Origin of the sequence: Paenibacillus sp. FSL R10-2778, from assembly GCF_038593035.1 — a bacterium.
In the GTDB taxonomy this organism is placed as follows: Bacteria; Bacillota; Bacilli; order Paenibacillales; family Paenibacillaceae; genus Paenibacillus_AQ; species Paenibacillus_AQ odorifer.
In genome coordinates this window covers 5,622,865-5,642,465 of the sequence record NZ_CP151956.1, presented here as the reverse complement: position 1 = coordinate 5,642,465, position 19,601 = coordinate 5,622,865, and the positions used below count along the sequence as shown (strand labels likewise).

The following is a 19,601-nucleotide window of genomic DNA, read 5'->3' as shown; positions in this document are numbered from 1 at the left end:
CAGGAACGATGCTTCCTGCAAGTCTTTAATTGAGCTTCCATAGCGCAGGTGTGGTGGCTGGCTCCCAGCCCTGAAGTGAAGTGTGGGGCTGCAAGCAGGTATATGTTTTTCCGTTGTAAGCGACGACATCACCTGTTTTGTACGCAACGCCTGTTCCCCAGCTAGACCCTTCCGAAGTAGGCGTAGCGGTAGGTAAAGGAGTTTGTGTAGGTGCAACGGTTGCAGTTGGTGTTGGCGCTAAAGTAGGCGTAGGTGCAACGGTTGCGGTAGGCGTTGGTGCTACCGTTGGTGCTACCGTAGGTGTTAAAGTTGGGGCCACAGTTGCAGTTGGTGTTGGTGTCGCTGTTCCGCATACGCTGATGAATTTCCAGACCCCATCAGTTCCGCTAAGATCAGGACGATCCCCTTGCGTCCACCACTTGGCTTCATAGACTGAGCCATTGTAGGAGACACGCTGTCCGCCAGTGTATACGGTTGTTGCACCCCAGGTCGCTGCCGAACATTGTCCCGGTGTAGGCGTTGGGGTTGGCGTCACGGTTGCAGTTGGCGTTGGTGTTGCAGTAGGTGTAGCGGTTGCAGTTGGTGTAGGTGTTGGTGATGTGGATGGTGTCGGTGTCGGCTGCACCACTCCGCCACCAAGATCGGCGTTTAGTTTATTGGTTAGTGTTTTGTTCCGGTCACCACTTGTTTCCCAGAACATAGCACCTGCAAGACCCTTGGACTTCAGGTAGCTGATCTTGTGGCCAAAGGATTCTACGTCGTCATAACTGATAAAGGTTTGATTTGTTGGATTATAGAGATAAGGCACTTTGGATGTATCATTCCAATAGCGGGTATAACCGTTTTTGTTGATATAATTGGCTTCGAGATCATAGAAATCATAGCTGCCTTTTTCCCATGTACCCGTTGGTGAGATGCCAGCGGACACCTGATATTGGCCGTTTCCTGAAGCAGGAGCTCCGCCCCAACCACGACCGTAAAAAGCCATGCCAAGTACAAGCTTGTTCGCAGGTACACCATTCGCAAGATAGGAGGTTACCGCTTTATCGATGTTAAAATTTTGCGGTTCGGTTAAGCCCGAAGCGGAAGCTGCGGGATCATAGTACAACGGAGCATTATGTCCGGTGGTGGTGTTCCAGCTCCCATTAAAGTCATAGGTCATAATATTGATCCAGTCGACAACGGAAGCAATGCCAGCCAGATTATTATTGTTGATGTACGTTGGGCCTGCCCCGGAAGCAATGGTCAGCAGATAGGTTTTTCCATCCGCCGCGCCGGCTGTATTCAGCTTTTCGCGAACTTTTTGCAGCAGCAGTACATAGTTTTCTTTATCTTCAGGACGGTAGCTATTGCCTGCAAGTCCACCACTTACTGGATATTCCCAATCGAGATCCACGCCGTCCATCTTGTATTTTCGAATAAAATCAACCGCGGAATTGGCAAAAACCTCACGGGTCGCAGCTGTCGCAGCTACATCCGAGAAACGGTTCGACCAGGTCCAGCCCCCAACGGAGATTAGGGTCTTCAGGTTCGGGTTCTTTTCCTTCAGCTTCCATAGCTGCTTCAGGTTACCTTTGATGGGATCATCCCATTTGTCATCCCCGAAGCTTTTTCCAGTGTCAATCCACGGGTCACCAAGAACAATCGTACCGTTCGGAACGCTGATGGCTTGGCCTTGCTCATTCTGGCAAGACCAGGTCACCGGATTAGGTCCAGTGGGGTCGGGATTGCCATGGATGCCATTCCAACAAATATCCGCAAAAGCGTAGTTAATGACATTCATTTTGGTAGGATCGATATCAGTTACATTGTAAGCACGCCCGTAAGCGGCCCATGAAGCGTAATAACCAACCAGTTTGTAATCCTGTGCGGCGTTGGCTGTTTTGGGACTGCCGCCCAGGGTGGAAAAGAGTGTCAGAACAAGCGCGGCGATCATCGCAATTGCAAAGGTTTTGCGTGAAGCTTTTTTCGTGAAGATCATTGAATTTCTACCTCCTAGATTCAAAGTGTAGTTCGAAATTCTTTTCGGCAAGATGTCCTGACCTTCACCTCCCGTCGGTTGTAGTGCACCATCACCCTTGGCGTCCCTATCATTCTATTGAAGTTCAATTCGTAGATTCAGCAGCAAAAAAGCAGCGGTCCAAATCAAGCCTACCCAATCAGTAAGCGCTTTCTTTTATGCTTTTTGTGTGCTGCTGTTTCTTGGATTTTAAAAGATGTAACATGCTGTGTATGGTTTGAATGAATAGAGGAGGTTGTTTGGAAGTTGGATAATTAGGATGAATTAGATATAAATGGGTGATGGTAACTCTTATTCTCAAGCATAGCTTGCAATTGCGCTAGGGATAAAATCAGGTGATACAGGGGGAGAATTTTCTAATTTATAGCGACTCTTCAAAAAGTGAACCCTTTTGGATTTGTATACTCGCCTTTTATCAAGAAACTCATGAAGAAACACATAACCACCGATGTAATGAATATAAATCATATACATGCCTGAAATATTTATTTATGGAACTATGCAACGCATCGATGTTTCTTTTCGTTATAGTAGTATCATACGGAAGGTGGTGGGCTCACCGATGGTTGTGTGGGTGTTTTGGCTGATCGCAGCCGGTGTCCTGTTTGTTGTTGAGATGATGACGCTTACTTTTTATTTATTGTGGCTTAGTATTGGTGCTTTGGCCGCAGGTTTGGTGTCGCTGATTGTTCCCGAAGCCATTTTGTTTCAGGTGGTCCTTGGATCACTGGTCGCACTTGGTCTGACTATATTCTCGAAACCACTGGTTTCAAGATTTCGCCATTCACGTGGGTTCAAGGATACAGGTACAGAAATCATTGGTAGGCAAGGAGTAGTTGTTGAGCCGATAGAGCAGGGACGTTACGGGCAAGTGAAGGTAGGCGGAGATACGTGGAGCGCGAGCTCTGATCAGAATCTGGGCAAGGATGAGGTTGTAAGAGTAGTGAAAAGAGGCACGACGATTATCGAAGTAGAACGATGGGGGGAAATGAACTAATGCAATGGGCAATTATCGCAATTATTATTGTAGTGGTCGTAGTTTTTGTGGCATTAACAGTCAAAATCGTACCACAGCAACGGGTAGGCGTAGTGGAAAGGCTCGGTAAATTTAATCGTCTGCTGACACCGGGGTTGAACATTCTGATTCCTGTAATTGATCAGGTGCGCACGTACCATGATTTACGGATTCAACAAGCGAATGTACCTCCACAAACGGTAATTACAAAGGATAACGTGCAGGTGCAGATTGATACGATTATTTTCTACCAGGTGGTTGGACCAGAGGAAGCTACTTATGGTATTTCTGATTATGTGTATGGGGTAAGAAACATTTCGACGGCAACAATGCGGCAAATCATCGGTAAGCTGGAATTGGATGAGACCTTGTCTGGACGGGAAAAGATTTCGACGGACATCCGTCTTGCTCTCGATGAAGCTACTGAGAAGTGGGGCGTACGGATCGAGCGTGTGGAAGTTATCGATATCAAACCGCCATTGGATATTCAGGAAGCGATGGATAAGCAGATGAAAGCAGAGCGGAGCAAACGTGCCATTGTTTTGGAGGCGGAAGCTGCCAAGCAGGATATGATCCTACGCGCTGAAGGGGATAAACAAAGTAAGATTCTAAAAGCAGAAGGCGATAAAGAAGCGCGTATCCGTCAAGCAGAGGGTTCTCGCCAGGCGCAAGAGCTGGAAGCACACGGTGAGGCTAAAGCGATTCAAGCCGTGGCAGAAGCAGAAAAATCACGCATTGAGCTGATTCGTTCGGCAGGTCTGGATGAGCATGTTCTGGCTTATCGTTCCTTCGAGGCTCTGGCTGAGATTGCCAAAGGTCCTGCTAATAAAGTGTTCTTACCAACAAGCGCTGTTGAAACGCTGGGAAGTCTTGGAGCGATTGCAGAAGTCTTCAAAGCGAGCAAGGACAGTAAATAGATTTTACAATTCGAGCTTATTCCGTTAAAGTAAAAAGCAAAAACAACCTTATGCATACGAAGCTATTGTTGTTCATGCTAACTTTGAAGGAGAGAAGCTACTGTGACGCAAAAAGAAATTTCACCGCTAGTTGAACTGCTTGGATTACAGCCTCACGTTGAGGGTGGTTGGTACAAAAGACTTTGGAATTCGGAATTTGAAATTTCGCAGGAAGTGTTAGGCGATAGCTATTCTGGATCACGTCATTCGGCATCTTCAATTTATTTTTTACTTCACGAAGGCGAACAATCTGATTGGCATACTGTATTGTCCGATGAAGTTTGGTTGTGGCATTCCGGTAGTCCAATCGTGCTAAGTCTCGGAGGTAATGGAGATAAGCCTGAGGATGTGCAGGAAGTTATTCTGGGTCTCGATATTGCTGCAGGCCAGCAGCCACAAGTGGTTGTTCCAGCGGGAGTATGGCAAGCTGCGCGCTCGTTAGGCAAAGAGCCGACGCTGGTATCCTGTATTGTTTCTCCTGAATTCCATTTTGATGATTTCAAACTAATTGAGAAATAAAGAAGAGCGGGGGCGCTTACGCCTCCGTTTTTTTATAAGGATTTGGGGAATGATGAAGCCATCTGCTATACTTTTTATGGTAGCGTTTGCTTCTTAAGTGGATAAATAGGTTAAGTATGTTTAACGAAATAACAATAAGCTTGGAGGGTTAAGCGATGAGTGAATTAAATGCACCGTTCTCGGGTGGTCCTACTTTAAATGACGGGGTGACCATGCCGTGGCTGGGTCTTGGCGTGTATAAGACTAAAGATGGCGAAGAGGTTATTCATGCGGTCAAAACCGCAGTGGAATTAGGATATCGCAGTATTGATACGGCAGCCGGATACAATAACGAAGAAGGCGTAGGACAAGCTATTCGTGATTGTGGAGTGGCCCGGGATGAGTTGTTTATTACAACTAAAGTACGAAATCCTGATCAAGGTTATGAATCTACGCTAAAAGCGTTCGAGGATAGCCGGCGCAAGCTGGGTCTGGACTATCTAGATCTGTATCTCATACACTGGCCGGTGGCAGGGAAATATCGTGAGACATGGAAGGCCTTAATTCATCTGCAAAAAGAAGGCCTCATCAAATCTATCGGCGTGAGCAATTTTCAGGTTCATCATCTGAAAGATATCATCGAGGATACCGGAGTGGTGCCTGTGGTGAATCAGGTGGAATTCCATCCGCTGTTGACTCAGCGCGAGCTGCTGAAATATGCCAATGAACAGGGCATTCAGCTTGAAGCATGGAGTCCATTAATGCAGGGGAATCTTGATCTACCACTCTTAAACGAGTTGGCTGAGAAGTATGGCAAGACCCCTGCTCAAGTTGTACTTCGCTGGGATTTGCAGCAAGGTGTCATTACGATTCCTAAATCCGTACAAGCGGATCGAATCAAGGAGAATGCGGGATTCTTTGACTTTACGCTTAGTGATGAGGATGTCAAAGCTATCGAGGGCTTGAACAAAGACCATCGATTTGGCCCGGACCCGGACAACTTTAATTTTTAAAGATCGTAGAGTAATTATTGCAAATACAAGCCAAACAGCAAGCCACCGGATACGGGGACTTGCTGTTTGGCTTGTCGGTTACCTCAGTTCTCTACGTGCTTATTGGATGGAGACGTTATATTTACGCAGCCAGAGATCCACTTGGGCGAGGTAAGCAAACAGCTGAGGACCGGACATGAGCTGGCCGAACCAAGGCAGATTGGTTGAGGATTCCGGGGAAGCGGCGATCTCACGGATTTTGGCAGCATCAATTAGCGGAAGTAGGGGGGAAGTGGAGTCATCCAGAATGTTTAATACCTGAGTTCGTACCGCATTTAAATAGGCAGGATTATGAGTTTTGGGGTAAGGGCTTTTTTTGCGGTAGAGCACATCGTCTGGAAGAATGCCTTCAAGAGATTTACGTAAAATCCCTTTTTCACGGCCCCCCAGATTCTTGATTTCCCACGGAATATTAAATACATATTGAACGAGTCGGTGATCACAATATGGAACACGTACCTCTAGCCCTGCGCCCATGCTCATTCGGTCTTTACGGTCTAGCAGAGTAGGCATGAAGCGGGTGATATTCAGATAGGACATGACGCGCATTTGTGCTTGTTTTCCCGTCTCTCCATCCAACTTCGGAACTTCAGCCACCGCATCACTATATCTGTCACCCAAATATTCCAGTGGACGAATCCACTCGTTAATTTCTGGGGAAAGTAGACTTGCACGCATTTTCGGAGCAACTGACCAAGGAAAAGTGCCTGAGGAGAGCATTTCCTCACGGTGGAACCAAGGGTATCCCCCAAAAATCTCATCCGCCGCTTCACCGGAAATAGCTACTGTCGCGTTCTTTTTAATCTCCCGGCAAAATAAGTACAAAGAAGAGTCCACATCGGTCATCCCTGGTAAATCCCTAGTGTACAAAGCATTATCCAGCGCTTCTACAAGCTCCGGAGTATCGAATGAGATGTAGTGGTGATTTGTATTCAATTCATCGACCATTCGTTTAATCCAGGGCCCATCTGCTCCCGGCTGGAAAGTATGACTTTTGAAATGTTTGTCGTTATCTACATAGTCTACGGAATAAGTATCCACTTGTCCCTGACCATTCCGGTTGTAGTAATCCACTGCAAGTGCCGTCAGCGCACTGGAATCCAGCCCTCCCGACAAAAGAGAGCAAACAGGGACGTCTGAGACCAGTTGGCGTTCGAGTGTATCTTGGAGCAGTTCACGCACCTTAGCGGCTGTCTCTGCTTCATTGTCAGTATGCTTTGCGCTCTCCAGCTTCCAATAAGCATAACTGCGCAGACCTTCACGGCTATAGATCATAGCATGACCTGGACGAAGCTCTTGCATATCCTTATAAACACCATGACCCGGTGTACGCGCTGGACCGATGATGAAGATTTCTGCGAGACCTTCAGGACCCACGATTGGTTGTACCTTGGGATGCTGCAGCAACGCCTTAGGCTCTGAGCCAAAAACTAGGACATCATCAACCTTGCTGTAGAACAGGGGTTTCACACCTAAACGGTCACGTGCAAAAAAGACTTGGTCCCGCAGACCGTCCCATACTGCAAAAGCAAAGATTCCATTGAGCTTCTCTGCGCAATCCGGCCCCCATTCGATATAGGAATGCAGCAGCACTTCTGTATCGCACTGGGTGCGGAATTGATGCCCTCGCTGCTTAAGTTCCTGTTTGAGTTCGAGGGCGTTATATAATTCGCCGTTGTAAACAATCGCGTATACCTGTTCCTCATGGCGGGTGATCATGGGCTGGGCACCGTTCTCCGGATCGATAACGCTAAGTCTGCGGTGACCGAAAGCACAGGGGCCTGAGATCCAGGTTCCGGCTGCATCGGGGCCGCGGTTTGCTAAAGTTTCAGTCATTTTGACCAGCAGCTGCGAGTGCTGAGTGAGATCTCCGCGCCACTGGATAAATCCGGTTATTCCGCACATGATGGTTCATCCTCTCTTTTGTGCGATTGTTGTCCTTACTTTTTTGCCAAGTAATACAGATATATGCCGAAGGAAGGCATAAAATGTATGTCCTTATCCGAACACTAGGGGAGAGGGGAATTTGCCAGGAGGGAAGGATGACAGGTGTATTATATTAAAGACGCCAAAATTCGCAGAATGATGGAGTACGATGGTGCGCCTTGTGCAGAAGTGGGTGTTTTGCCGGGTGCTGTTAGTGATCCTGCGCTTTTGGTGTATATCGTTGAGGATCGGCGTGAAGAAGGATATGAGATTGTCCGTATTCTGACTAATGATGCTGATACCTCCACCGATTGGTTTGATAACAATATGCATGACGCTTTTCAAGATGTGACCTCGAGTGCATTTACAGGCAGTAACTTCATGTCGCCAGAAGATGAGCATTCCAAGTTTCAACGAGAAGTACTCACTTTTGGGGATTTAAAAAAGCAGCTGGAGAAGCGTTTTCGAAAGCTGGAGTAAATATCGAAGGTTTGTAAAACGCACACTGGAATGGCTGAAAAAGACGGCAGAAATGCCGTTTTTTTCATTTCCTGTGGTTACGCTGATGTGTGAAAAAGCTGCACCGGAAACACTTTTATTATTTTTCTAAGTTGTTTTGACTTGAAAAATCCGCTGAATAAGGTATAATAAATATCGTTGCGTCAATACATAGTATTTATTTCTTATATGTCCCGGTAGCTCAGCTGGATAGAGCATGCGCCTTCTAAGCGCACGGTCAGGGGTTCGAATCCCTTCCGGGACGTCAATTAACAGCCTTCCTTCGGGAAGGCTGTTTTTGCGTGCGCGAGTTTTAGTTCGAGGTCACACACGGGGTGCTTTGTCTTCCTTCTTGATCTAAACGTCGAAATTCGATTCACCGTTGAACATCAAACTTCCAGCATCTAGCCCACATTTGTACATACGCAGCAACTATCGGACCCAGATGACCTTAAATGCTGAAAAGTGCCACATTTGCGATGTCATCGGACTCCATCGTCGCTATTGGTGCCAAACGTGCCCCAAAAGAGCCGCTTTCTCAAGAATAGCTGCTGTGGAGTCCGAAACGTTTCTCAAAAGGCGATAAATGAGTAAATAACGTCACCTGAGTCCGCGAGCCTCCTCGGTCTGAGTAATGCTGGTTACTTGGTGTGTTGAGCTGCTAACCATCATTGAACATCAAACTTCCAGCATCTAGCCCACATTTGTACATACGCAGCAACTATCGGACCCAGATGTCCTTAAATGCTGAAAAGTGCCACATTTGCGATGTCATCGGACTCCATCGTCACTATTGATGCCAAACGTGCCCCAAATGAGCTACTTTCTCAGCAATAGCTGCACTGGAGTCCGAAACGTTGTTCAAAAGGCGATAAAAGAGTAAATAACGTCATCTGAGTCCGCGAGCTTCCTCAGTCTCAGGAAATACTGGTTACTTGGTGTGATGAGTTACTTATTTTGCACATACGCAGCAGCTATCGGACCCAGATGACCTTAAATGCTGAAAAGTGCGGATTTGCGATGTTATCGGACTCCATCGTCGCTATTGATGCCAAACGTGCCCCAAAAGAGCTACTTTCTCAGGAATAGCTGCACTGGAGTCCGAAACGTTGCTCAAAAGGCGATAAAAGAGTAAATAACGTCATCTGAGTCCGCGTGCCTCCTCAGTCTCAGAAAGTGCTGGTTACTTGGTGTGATGAGTTACTTATTTTGTACATACGCAGCAGCTATCGGACCCAGAGGACCTTAAATGCTGAAAAGTGCGGGATTTGCGATTTTATCGGACTCCATCGTCGCTATTGGTGCCAAACGTGCCCCAAATGAGTCGCTTTCTCAGGAATAGCTGCACTGGAGTCCGAAACGTTGCTCGTAAGGCGATAAAACAGTAAATAACGTCACCTGAGTCCGCGTGCCTCCTCAGTCTCAGAAAGTGCTGGTTACTTGGTGTGATGAGTTACTTATTTTGTACATACGCAGCAGCTATCGGACCCAGATGACCTTAAATGCTGAAAAGCGCCACATTTGCGATGTTATCGGACTCCATCGTCGCTATTGGTGCCAAACGTGCCCCAAATGAGCCACTTTCTCAGGAATAGCTGCGCTGGAGTCCAAAACGTTGCTCAAAAGGCGATAAAAGAGTAAATAACGTCATCTGAGTCCGCAAGCCTCCTCAGTCTAAGTATTGCTGGTTACTTGGTGGGTTGAGCTATTTGTAGGCGGTGGGGACTTACGGTTTGAGCATTTATTGGTGTGAACGCTTGGGCGTGTTTAGTTACTTATCATCGTTGAACATCAAACTTCCATCATCTAGCCCACATTTGCACATATGCAGCAGCTATCGGACCCAGAGGACCTTAAATGCTGAAAAGTGCGGGATTTGCGATTTTATCGGACTCCATCGTCGCTATTGGTGCCAAACGTGCCCCAAAAGAGTTCTCAGGAATAGCTGCACTGGAGTCCGAAACGTTGCTCGTAAGGCGATAAAACAGTAAATAACGTCACCTGAGTCCGCGTGCCTCCTCAGTCTCAGAAAGTGCTGGTTACTTGGTGTGATGAGTTACTTATTTTGTACATACGCAGCAGCTATCGGACCCAGATGACCTTAAAAGCTGAAAAGCGCCACATTTGCGATGTCATCGGACTCCATCGTCGCTATTGATGCCAAACGTGCCCCAAAAGAGCTACTTTCTCAGGAATAGCTGCACTGGAGTCCGAAACGTTGCTCGTAAGGCGATAAAAGAGTAAATAACATCATCTGAGTCCGCAAGCATCCTCGGTCTGAGTAATGCTGGTTACTTGGTGTGATGAGTTACTTATATTGTACATACGCAGCAGCTATCGGACACAGAGGACCTTAAATGCTGAAAAGTGCGGGATTTGCGATGTCATCGGACTCCATCGTCGCTATAGATGCAAATGTGCCCCAAAAGAGCTACTTTCTCAGCAATAGCTGCAGTGGAGTCCGAAACGTTGCTCAAAAGGCGATAAAAGAGTAAATAACGTCATCTGAGTCCGCAAGCCTCCTCAGCCTCAAACAGCGCTGGTTACTTGGCGGTGTTAAGTACTAATCGCGGAAGAATGTAAATTACCCATTATGCGCACGCTAACCTCAAGCCATAAAAAAAGACCGCTCCTAAAGAAGCGGCCAGATTTCCTCCCAGACGGTATCCAGGATTCCCTGCATGTTATCTTCCATGCTGTTAATTGCAATGACTGCTTGAGCGTCCGGCACCACAAGACAGAATTGTCCATGAGCGCCATCGGCACGGTAAGCGTCGTGGGAGCAGAGCCAGAATTGGCAGCCGTATCCTTCTCCCCAGTCGCCATTTCCATCATTGTCGATCTGTTTTTGTGTAACAAAATTGATCCATGCTGCGGGAATTAGTTGCTGGCCCTGCCACTTTCCTTGCTGTAAAAGCAGCTGTCCAAACCGGCTTAACTCTTCCGTGCTAATCTGAAGTCCGGCACAGCCAAGGGTTACCCCTTGAGGTGTTGTTTCCCAATCGACATTGTTTATGCCCAGAGGTGCAAACAAACGAGGTAACAGATAATCCTTTACGGTTTGCCCGACGCGGGCTTGCACCATTGCAGAGATCATAATGGTATCTCCACTGCTGTATGTAAATTTCTCGCCGGGAGCTCTGTCTAAAGTCAGAGACAAATAATGCTGCACCCAATTTTTATCCTTCAAGGCTACTCTCTCTTCAGCCCAAAATGGAGGGGAGTCGTGCCCTGTACTCATTCGCAGCAAATCGAACAAAGTTATATCTCCGGGCTGCATGGAAGGAGGTGTTTGTTTAAGAGGAGAGGCATACTCCGGAAAAACATCTCTAAGCGTTGTTTCCAGTGTCAGCTTCCCTTCATCAATGGCAAAACCTACTGCCATACAAGTAAAAGACTTGCTGACGGAATGCTGCAAGCGCCGAATATCCTCCGTGAGATCCAGTTTTCCCACAAGGTTTCCGTTTTGAAGCACACGAACATTGAAGATATTCAGGTTTCGTTCACGAGCCTTAGCTGCGAATGGAGCCATGTTCAACATAAAAAGAGTCCTTCTTTCTCTTGATATTCCTAGCTAGGATAGCGAAGTGACAAAAAGAAAAACTAGAAAAATGAGTGGAAACGTTTTCTGTTATTGCGATGAAAATCACTAAAATGATGGTATTCCATTCTTATTTTAAAGTCAATAAAGCAAGTGGAACTATTGTTTGATATATAAATTACAATTAATTCTAATTCATTGATTTAGTAACTATAGACTTATTGTAATTTTAACCAAATAAAAAGTGATGAATCACAATTTTTTTTGTGTTTTTAGTTGACTTATAAAAATTACCTGTTCATAATGGACGAAGTAAGCGGAAAAAACGCGCTGAGGACTCAAAATGATGTCGTGGGAAACGTTTCCCATCATTTCATGCGTTTCCACAACCTGATTTTCATCGGGTGAAGGGGGGACTCATCATAGGAGTGGAGCAAGGTAAATATGAATATCAAAGATATTGCAAGGCTATCAGGCGTGGGTATCGCCACAGTCTCCAGAGTAATCAATAATAGCGGTGTTGTAAGCGATACAACTAGAGCTAAAGTAATGGCGGTTGTTAGAGAACATAACTATATTCCAAACGGTAATGCGAGCAACTTGAAAAAAACGCGATCCAATACCATAGCGCTAATGGTAAAAGGGATCTCAAACCCGTTTTTTGCAGACATGATCAAGGAAGTTGAACGCCAGGTGAACCTGCGGGGATGTCCGCTAATGATCCAGCATGTAGAAGATGGAGTAGATGAGATCGATATCGCTCTACAGCTTGTAAAAGAAAAAAATCTATATGGCGTAATTTTTATGGGCGGAACGTATGATCACTCCGAAGATAAATTCAAACAATTAAAAATTCCATTTGTTCTGACTACCATCACGACTACAAAAGAAGTCGATCCTGCTGTTTTTTCAAGCGTGATCATTGATGATCTTCAGGAATCTTATAAGGCTGTCAGCTATTTAATCTCATTAGGACATCGCAATATCTGTTTTTTGGCCAGATTTCCTCTGGTGCAAAATACAACAGGCAACCGGCGGCTTATGGGATATATCAAAGCGCTTGAGGAGCATGGAATTGAGTACGACCCTTCAATGGTAGAGGATTGTGAATATAGTCCAAGCTCTGGCTTTACAGCTACCAAACGTCTGCTCAATAAGAAAAAAGATATCACTGCTGTTTTTGCTGCATCAGATACGATTGCCATTGGGGCGGCTAAGGCGTTATTGTCCTTGGGCTTATCAATTCCAAATGATGTTTCGATCATCGGATTCGACGGGATTGAAATGGCAGAATATTATCATCCATCTCTGGATACGATCAGCCAACCCGGAGTGGATATGGCGAAGGCCAGTGTTGAAATTTTGTTTGACCTGATCACAGGTGATTCGCAAAACAAACATATGGTATTCGAATCCGTACTGGTTAAGCGGGGATCTTGCAAGAAAATAAACAAATGAATAAGAACGAAAAGGAGATAACTCATGGCATTATTAACAGTTGAGACAGGCTCTCCTACCTTGAGAATGACAACGACCATCAGTATTATCTCCCCCGTCGATTCAGGCAACATGTCTGGAGGAACGCTCTACCTGCTGCATGGTGCTGGTGATAACGCCAGTACTTGGCACAGGATGACTACTATTGAGCAGTATGCAAGTCAATATGGTTGTACAGTCATAATGCCCCAAGTAAACAGGAGCTACTATACAGACATGGAGTACGGACTGGATTACTTCCACTATGTGACCCATGAGCTTCCCGAGCTTTGTGGCCGAATGATGAGGTTGGATGATAATCCGCAGAAGACGTATATCGCTGGTTTATCGATGGGCGGGTATGGCGCTCTGAAATGTGGACTTACCTATCCCGAGCGTTACAGCAAAGTGGTTTCGTTATCAGGAGTTACCGATCTCCAGAAACGATTAAACGATCCGCAAATGTCCAAGGACATGGCGAGGGAGATGGCGGGTACTTTTGGAAAACGCTTACAAATTAAGCCGGATCAGGATCTGTACGCTTTAGCCGCTAAATTGGTCGACGATAAACGTAACCTGCCTTCGATTCTGACTTGCTGTGGTTCGGAAGATCCGTTTGTGGAGATGAATCGGGAATTCGCAGCTTACCTAGAGACGACCCCTTATGAATTTCAGTATGTTGAGACCCCTGGAACTCATGAATGGCGATTCTGGGAGGAACATCTGAAGACAACCTTTGATTTCTTGTACAACTAAAAGACATAAGCAGAGTGAGGAGATGCAAATTGAAATCCGAAGTTGCAATACCGGCTAAAAAAATGAACGACAGCAGATTCCAACTGTTCCTAAGAGAAGTCTGGAAGAACAGAATGGTCTATACTCTGGTGCTTCCTGGACTAGTGTGGCTTTTCCTATTCGCTTATCTGCCGATGGGTGGTCTATCTCTGGCTTTTAAAGATTTTAAAGCGAATTTAGGAATTTGGGGCAGCCCATGGAGCGGATTCGAGAATTTCACCTATGTGTTCCGTGACCCGGCTTTTATTGACGCCGTATGGAGAACGTTAACCATTAACATCGGTAAGCTGATTATTCAGTTCCCTTTTCCAATCATATTGGCATTGCTGCTGAATGAACTGCGCATGAATCGTTACAAAAAAGCTTTACAGACGGTGTTTACATTTCCGAACTTCCTGTCATGGATCGTAGTATCCGGGGTTGTTATCAATGTGCTTTCCTATGATGGTCTGGTTAACAGCCTCATTCAAATGTTTGGCGGGACAGGCATTAACTTCCTGGGTTCTGAAAAAATGTTCGTTCCGATGTTGTATCTTACGGATATCTGGAAATCAGCAGGTTGGGGAGCCATTATCTTTATGGCCGCTATCTCTGGTATTGATACAGACCAATATGAATCCGCACAGATTGATGGTGCTACACGCTTGCAGCAAATGTTCCGCATTACTCTGCCTAACATTCTTCCGACGATTACGATTATGTTTATCCTTTCTGTCGGTGGCCTGATGTCATCTGGATTTGACCAAATCTTTAACTTGAGCAACGCTGCAACGAAAAACGTCTCGGAAGTACTAGATGTGTATATCTACCGAATCACGTTCCAGTCTTCAACAGACTTTTCATTCTCCACTGCAGTCAGTTTGTTCCGTTCACTTGTTAATATGATTCTGCTGATTCTGGCAGACAGAGCTGCCAAACTTATGGGCGGAGACGGTTTATTCCGGTAAGAAAGGAGTGCAAATGTATGAGTAAAAAAAAGCTGACCATTATGCAAGACCATAAAAAAATGACCGCTATGGATTATGTGATTTTCGTAATTCTGAGTGTAGGCGCTTTGGCCATTCTTATTCCATTCTGGAATGTCATTATGATTTCTTTTTCTACGCAAAAAGAATACGCTGATAACCCTATGATGTTATTTCCGAAGAACCCAACACTGGAATCCTATCGGGCACTCTTTGCTGATGGGCGGATCGGGACAGGGTATTGGAATACCTTTAAGATCTTAATCTTAGGACTCCCGCTTAGCTTGTTCTTGACGACAAGTATGGCTTACGGCCTTAGCCGCAATAAATTCCCGGGTAAAAAGCTGATTTTTATGCTTGTCCTGTTCACAATGATTTTTAATGGCGGGATTGTACCTTTGTACCTGGTGATGAAGGATCTGCATCTGACAGGCAACCTTTGGTCAGTTATTCTGGCTGGAAGCTTCAGTGCGTTTAACCTGATTCTGATGTCGAACTATTTTAGCAGTCTGCCTGAGTCCCTGATGGAATCTGCGCGACTTGATGGTGCTGGGGAATGGAGAATCCTGTTCTCTGTAGTCCTGCCATTATCTGCTCCAATCGTAGCTACCATCACATTGTTCTACGGAGTAGCCTTCTGGAATGGATGGTATGACGCCATGATCTTCCTGCGGAAAGCGGATCAGATGCCACTGCAGAACGTGTTGCGATCTATCATTATGGAAGCCCAAGTGAATGCATCGAATGCCACAAGTGTTGACGCAGTGGGTAAGCAATCATTCTCTATGGGTATGAAAATGGCGGCAGTATTCGTTACCATGGTTCCTATTATGTGTTTCTTCCCAATGCTCCAAAAGCACTTTGCCAAAGGGGTACTTACAGGGGCTATCAAGACCTAGTGGTTTATGATTTATCCATATAAAAGAGGGTCAGTCACACAATTTAAGGAGGACAAAATGAATATTTTAAAAAGAAAATCTGTAAAGTCAATCCTTGCCGGTGTTTTATGTCTTACTCCAATCATGTTGGCAGCATGCTCAAGCTCAGACAACAATGCTAATAGCGGAAATTCAGGCAATCCAACAGATGGATATAAAGATGAGTTGAAGATTTCGTTAGCCAGTACCATTAAGACAACAGAATCTGATTTTGATAACGTGTATCATAAATATTTTACGGATAAGTTCAATATTAAATGGGATTACAACTATATTGAATGGGATTCATGGGCTGAGAAGCTTCGCCTATGGATTAACTCTGGTGATCTTCCTGACGTAGCAAGCTGGAATTATGTTCACGGTGATGCGCTTAATTACATTGATCAAGGGCTGCTGTACAAGCTGCCAGATGACTGGAAAGAACGCTGGCCGAATGTGGCAGCCGCTTATAAGCTGACAGGACTTGGCGATGAATTGGAGAAAGCGGTAGGTGGCACTTATGTTCTGCCAAGACCGGTATACTTTGAGAACAAGCCGGCAGATCCGCTCATTAACCAAATCGGAGTAATTGCTCTGCGTTCTGACTGGGCTAAGGCCGTTGGTTTTGAATTGAAGGATGCTTACACTACTACAGAACTGATGGAATTTGCTAGATTGCTTAAAGAGAAAGACCCTGGCAAGGTAGGAGATAAACTCATTCCTATTTCTTATGACATCAACGATGCTTTGACTAATATTGTAATGGCTAATAGCGTGCATTCCAGAGTAGAGTCAGCATTCTATAAAGATGCAGATGGCAAATACCAATGGGGTCCAGCCAACGATGAAACGTTAGCGGCACTGAAAGAACTTCAAACTACTTATAAAGAAGGATTACTGCACCCTGAGTTTTATACTTGGAAAAATGGTGAATCTGGCCAAAAGTTCACAGTTAACGGTGTTTCCGGTATTACGAGTCTAGGTGGTTTGGCTTCTTACAGAAAAGACATGGACGTTAAAATGAAAGATAACCTAGGTGTAAATAGTGATGACCTAGTACACACAGCTATTGTACTTGGCGATGACGGTAAATATCGTAACCTTGATCAAGTTAACTTCTGGTCTGCTGTAATCTTCTCGCCAGATATTAGCAAAGAGAAATTTGAACGGATTATGGACTTCATGGAATATACAACAAGTAAAGAAGGTCAATTGACCGTTAACTTGGGCTTTGAAGGAACAGACTGGAAAAAAGGCGAAAATGGCGAATTAATCAGCCTACTCCCTGAAGGAACAACATTGGATAAGAAATATCCGAACCGTTTTGAAGGACTGTATGTCTTGGCGGATGACTTTAGTGTCGTGAACCCTGCGATCAAAAAAGAATATCGCGATCGTTCTGTAGAACTGTTCAAGGAAAAAGCTGAGCTTGCGTTAAAAGACAAAGCAACGGCTGAATATGACTGGGACTACCAGTTGTATGATTCCAAGGCTAAAAATCAGGCTTCCTTTGACTATGCTACAGAATACACTAACCTGATTTTGAAACCAGGCGATCTAGAGGCGAACTGGAAAGAATGGGTTAAGAGCAAACAATCCCTCGTTCAGCCGGTTCTAGATGAACTAAACAATCTAAAAAAATAGCTTTCGCCCTATGCATGTAGGAATGAACCTACAGGACCCGCGTGCAATTCTTGCACACGGGTTTTTCCATTCATAGGCATCGGCAGAATTGAACAATGGAGGATTTGAAATGAATGAGCAGCAACTGACTACCTTGTTGAACCAGATGACGCTTGAAGAAAAGATTGCACAATTGCAGCAGCTAGCCGCTAATTTCTATGAAGGGGCAGAGGATGGAGGACAAATCACTGGCCCTATGGCATCCATGGGAATTACGGACCACATGATCGAGAGCAGCGGCTCTGTACTTGGTCTATCAGGTGCAGCGCAAGTCATTGCGGTTCAGGAAGCCCATTTACGCAAAAATAGATTGGGCATTCCCTTGCTGATGATGGCGGATATTGTGCATGGCTTCAAGACGATTTTTCCGGTCCCGCTGGCAATTGGCTGCTCTTGGGATATGGATCGCGCAGAGCTGAGCGCCGAGATTGCGGCTAAAGAAGCGGCAGTCTCCGGTGTGCACGTTACTTATGCGCCAATGGCGGATCTTGTACGGGACCCACGTTGGGGAAGAGTAATGGAATCTACAGGAGAAGATCCATATTTGAATGGTAGGTTTGCCCGTGCGTTTGTGCGCGGATTTCAAGGAAGCGACTTGACTGGTGATGTAGATCGTCTGGCGGCTTGTATTAAGCACTTTGCTGCCTATGGTCTATCCGAAGGCGGTCGTGATTATAATACGGTGGATTTATCGGAACGGCAGCTGCGTGAATATTATCTGCCGGCCTATCGTGCAGCACTGGATGAAGGTGCAGAGATGGTCATGACTTCATTTAATACGATTGATGGGATTCCGATAAGCGGCAACGTCAAGCTGCTTCGCCAGCTGCTTCGTGAAGAATGGGGATTTGATGGCGTATTGATTTCGGATTGGGGTGCAGTGAAGGAACTGATCCCACATGGTGTCGCTGAGGATGAGGCTGAGGCAGCACTTAAAGCCATCAAAGCTGGTGTAGACATCGAGATGATGACGGCTTGTTACGTTCATCAGCTTCCGGCACTTGTTGCAGATGGACAAGTAGATGAGAAGATTATTGATGAAGCTGTGCTTCGTATTTTGAAATTGAAGCAAAGATTGGGCTTGTTCGAGCATCCGTTCCGCGGAGCTGACGTCGAGAAAGAGCGTGAGGTAATCTTCTGTGAAGATCATCGAAATGCGGCGCGTGAGTTGGCGGCTAAATCCTGCGTACTGCTCAAGAATGATCAGGTTCTGCCGCTTGCTGCAGAGCAACGGATTGCGCTAATTGGACCGTTTGCTACTAGCGGAGATATTCTTGGACCGTGGTCGTGGTTGGGTTCAACGGAAGAGGCAAGCCGTCTTGCACCAGCACTTCAAGCTCGTGCAGGTGCGGGTAAGATTACTGTTGCAGAAGGTTCTGGAGTCGATAGCTTTACAGAGGAACAGTGGCTGGAGGCGGAAGCGGCTGCTAAGCAAGCTGATGTGATTGTACTGGCGCTTGGTGAACATTCAGAGATGAGTGGAGAAGCGGGCAGCCGTTCAGATATCCGTTTGCCGGAAGCGCAGCTTGAGCTTTTACAACGTCTGAAACAGCTGAATAAGCCTATCGTGGTGGTGTTGTTTAATGGACGTCCACTAGACTTGGCCGGTGTGTACGAGCATGCAGATGCTATTTTGGAAGCTTGGTTCCCGGGCAGTGAAGGCGGAGCGGCAATTGCCAGTCTACTTTATGGAGATGAGAATCCTTCAGGAAGATTAACGATGTCTTTCCCGGTATCCGTTGGGCAGATTCCAGTCTATTACAATCATTTCAACACTGGACGCCCACTTCATGCTCCGGGTGCCGACAAACGTTATGTCTCGCAATATCTGGACATTCCTAATGAACCGCTTTTGCCATTTGGTTTTGGACTGAGCTATACGACATTTAGCTATAGTGAACCAATTCTGTCCGGTGATATCATGACTGAAAATCAGCCTATTGAAATAAAAGTTACGGTGACCAATACTGGAGAAGTGGATGGGGAAGAGGTAGTGCAGCTGTATATCCGAGACATTTCCGGAGAGGTCGTCAGACCAATGAAGGAACTGAAGGATTTTGCCAAAATCAACCTCTCACCAGGGGAAAGTCGTGAAGTGACCTTTACACTTACCGAACAGCAGCTTCGTTACTATCATAGCGATCTAAGCTTTAGCAGCGATCCGGGACGATTTAAATTATTCGTCGGTTCGAACAGCAATGAGGTTAAAGAACGGGATTTTTGCTTAACATTAGCATAAGTAGAATATATACGGCAGTA

Annotated in this window: 15 protein-coding genes and 1 tRNA gene; 13 read left to right on the top strand and 3 right to left on the bottom strand. The window is 45.7% G+C overall.

Going from position 1 to position 19,601, the window contains the following annotated elements; genetic code table 11:
• Positions 1–25: 25 nt before the first annotated feature.
• The gene (locus tag NST40_RS25350; protein WP_076278018.1) at positions 26–1,981 is read right to left on the bottom strand and encodes a glycosyl hydrolase family 18 protein; all 1,956 of its coding nucleotides are present in this window, start codon (positions 1,979–1,981) and stop codon (positions 26–28) included.
• A 601-nt stretch (positions 1,982–2,582) separates the two neighbouring features.
• Here NST40_RS25350 and NST40_RS25345 point away from each other — a divergent pair.
• The 4 genes from NST40_RS25345 to NST40_RS25330 all read left to right on the top strand — a co-directional run bounded on the left by NST40_RS25345 (position 2,583) and on the right by NST40_RS25330 (position 5,502).
• The gene (locus NST40_RS25345) at positions 2,583–3,017 is read left to right on the top strand and encodes an NfeD family protein (RefSeq protein ID WP_076129202.1); all 435 of its coding nucleotides are present in this window, start codon (positions 2,583–2,585) and stop codon (positions 3,015–3,017) included.
• On the top strand, positions 3,017–3,952 hold the full coding sequence (locus NST40_RS25340; RefSeq protein WP_076129203.1) for an SPFH domain-containing protein: 936 nt from the start codon (positions 3,017–3,019) through the stop codon (positions 3,950–3,952). Before NST40_RS25345 ends, NST40_RS25340 begins: the two co-directional genes overlap by 1 nt.
• A 102-nt stretch (positions 3,953–4,054) precedes the next feature.
• Positions 4,055–4,510 (top strand): cupin domain-containing protein, encoded by a 456-nt coding sequence (locus tag NST40_RS25335; RefSeq protein ID WP_036686965.1) that lies wholly within the window; start codon positions 4,055–4,057, stop codon positions 4,508–4,510.
• A gap of 155 nt (positions 4,511–4,665) precedes the next feature.
• A complete protein-coding gene (locus tag NST40_RS25330) occupies positions 4,666–5,502 on the top strand; it encodes an aldo/keto reductase (protein ID WP_342410108.1) in 837 nt (278 codons plus the stop codon).
• A 99-nt stretch (positions 5,503–5,601) separates the two neighbouring features.
• Here the strand turns inward: NST40_RS25330 and asnB are convergent, their stop codons facing one another.
• Positions 5,602–7,446 (bottom strand): asparagine synthase (glutamine-hydrolyzing), encoded by a 1,845-nt coding sequence (gene asnB, locus NST40_RS25325; RefSeq protein WP_076129204.1) that lies wholly within the window; start codon positions 7,444–7,446, stop codon positions 5,602–5,604.
• Positions 7,447–7,590: 144 nt separating this feature from the next.
• Between asnB and NST40_RS25320 the strand changes: the two genes are divergently transcribed.
• The 3 genes from NST40_RS25320 (at position 7,591) to NST40_RS25310 (ending at position 9,948) form a co-directional block, all read left to right on the top strand.
• Positions 7,591–7,947, top strand: coding sequence for a hypothetical protein (locus NST40_RS25320; RefSeq protein WP_076305144.1), 357 nt, complete (start codon positions 7,591–7,593; stop codon positions 7,945–7,947).
• 209 nt (positions 7,948–8,156) lie between these two features.
• Positions 8,157–8,230 (top strand) — tRNA-Arg (locus NST40_RS25315).
• A 1,592-nt stretch (positions 8,231–9,822) separates the two neighbouring features.
• Positions 9,823–9,948 carry a hypothetical protein gene (locus NST40_RS25310; RefSeq protein WP_342410107.1) on the top strand — a complete coding sequence of 42 codons (126 nt, stop codon included), beginning with the start codon at positions 9,823–9,825 and terminating at the stop codon, positions 9,946–9,948.
• A gap of 649 nt (positions 9,949–10,597) precedes the next feature.
• Here NST40_RS25310 and NST40_RS25305 read toward each other — a convergent pair.
• The gene (locus NST40_RS25305; protein WP_280753701.1) at positions 10,598–11,506 is read right to left on the bottom strand and encodes a serine hydrolase; all 909 of its coding nucleotides are present in this window, start codon (positions 11,504–11,506) and stop codon (positions 10,598–10,600) included.
• Positions 11,507–11,950: 444 nt separating this feature from the next.
• On the opposite strand from NST40_RS25305, the gene NST40_RS25300 reads away from it, so the two are divergent.
• The 6 genes from NST40_RS25300 (at position 11,951) to bglX (ending at position 19,581) form a co-directional block, all read left to right on the top strand.
• The gene (locus NST40_RS25300) at positions 11,951–12,964 is read left to right on the top strand and encodes a LacI family DNA-binding transcriptional regulator (RefSeq protein ID WP_076142395.1); all 1,014 of its coding nucleotides are present in this window, start codon (positions 11,951–11,953) and stop codon (positions 12,962–12,964) included.
• Positions 12,965–12,988: 24 nt separating this feature from the next.
• Positions 12,989–13,738 carry an alpha/beta hydrolase family protein gene (locus tag NST40_RS25295; RefSeq protein ID WP_076195222.1) on the top strand — a complete coding sequence of 250 codons (750 nt, stop codon included), beginning with the start codon at positions 12,989–12,991 and terminating at the stop codon, positions 13,736–13,738.
• 62 nt (positions 13,739–13,800) lie between these two features.
• Positions 13,801–14,724 (top strand): ABC transporter permease subunit, encoded by a 924-nt coding sequence (locus NST40_RS25290; RefSeq protein WP_036687012.1) that lies wholly within the window; start codon positions 13,801–13,803, stop codon positions 14,722–14,724.
• A 17-nt stretch (positions 14,725–14,741) separates the two neighbouring features.
• Positions 14,742–15,641 carry a carbohydrate ABC transporter permease gene (locus NST40_RS25285; RefSeq protein ID WP_036686985.1) on the top strand — a complete coding sequence of 300 codons (900 nt, stop codon included), beginning with the start codon at positions 14,742–14,744 and terminating at the stop codon, positions 15,639–15,641.
• 57 nt (positions 15,642–15,698) lie between these two features.
• Positions 15,699–17,303 carry an extracellular solute-binding protein gene (locus tag NST40_RS25280; protein ID WP_076129208.1) on the top strand — a complete coding sequence of 535 codons (1,605 nt, stop codon included), beginning with the start codon at positions 15,699–15,701 and terminating at the stop codon, positions 17,301–17,303.
• A gap of 109 nt (positions 17,304–17,412) precedes the next feature.
• A complete protein-coding gene (gene bglX, locus NST40_RS25275; protein ID WP_076281897.1) occupies positions 17,413–19,581 on the top strand; it encodes a beta-glucosidase BglX in 2,169 nt (722 codons plus the stop codon).
• Positions 19,582–19,601 lie beyond the last annotated feature (20 nt).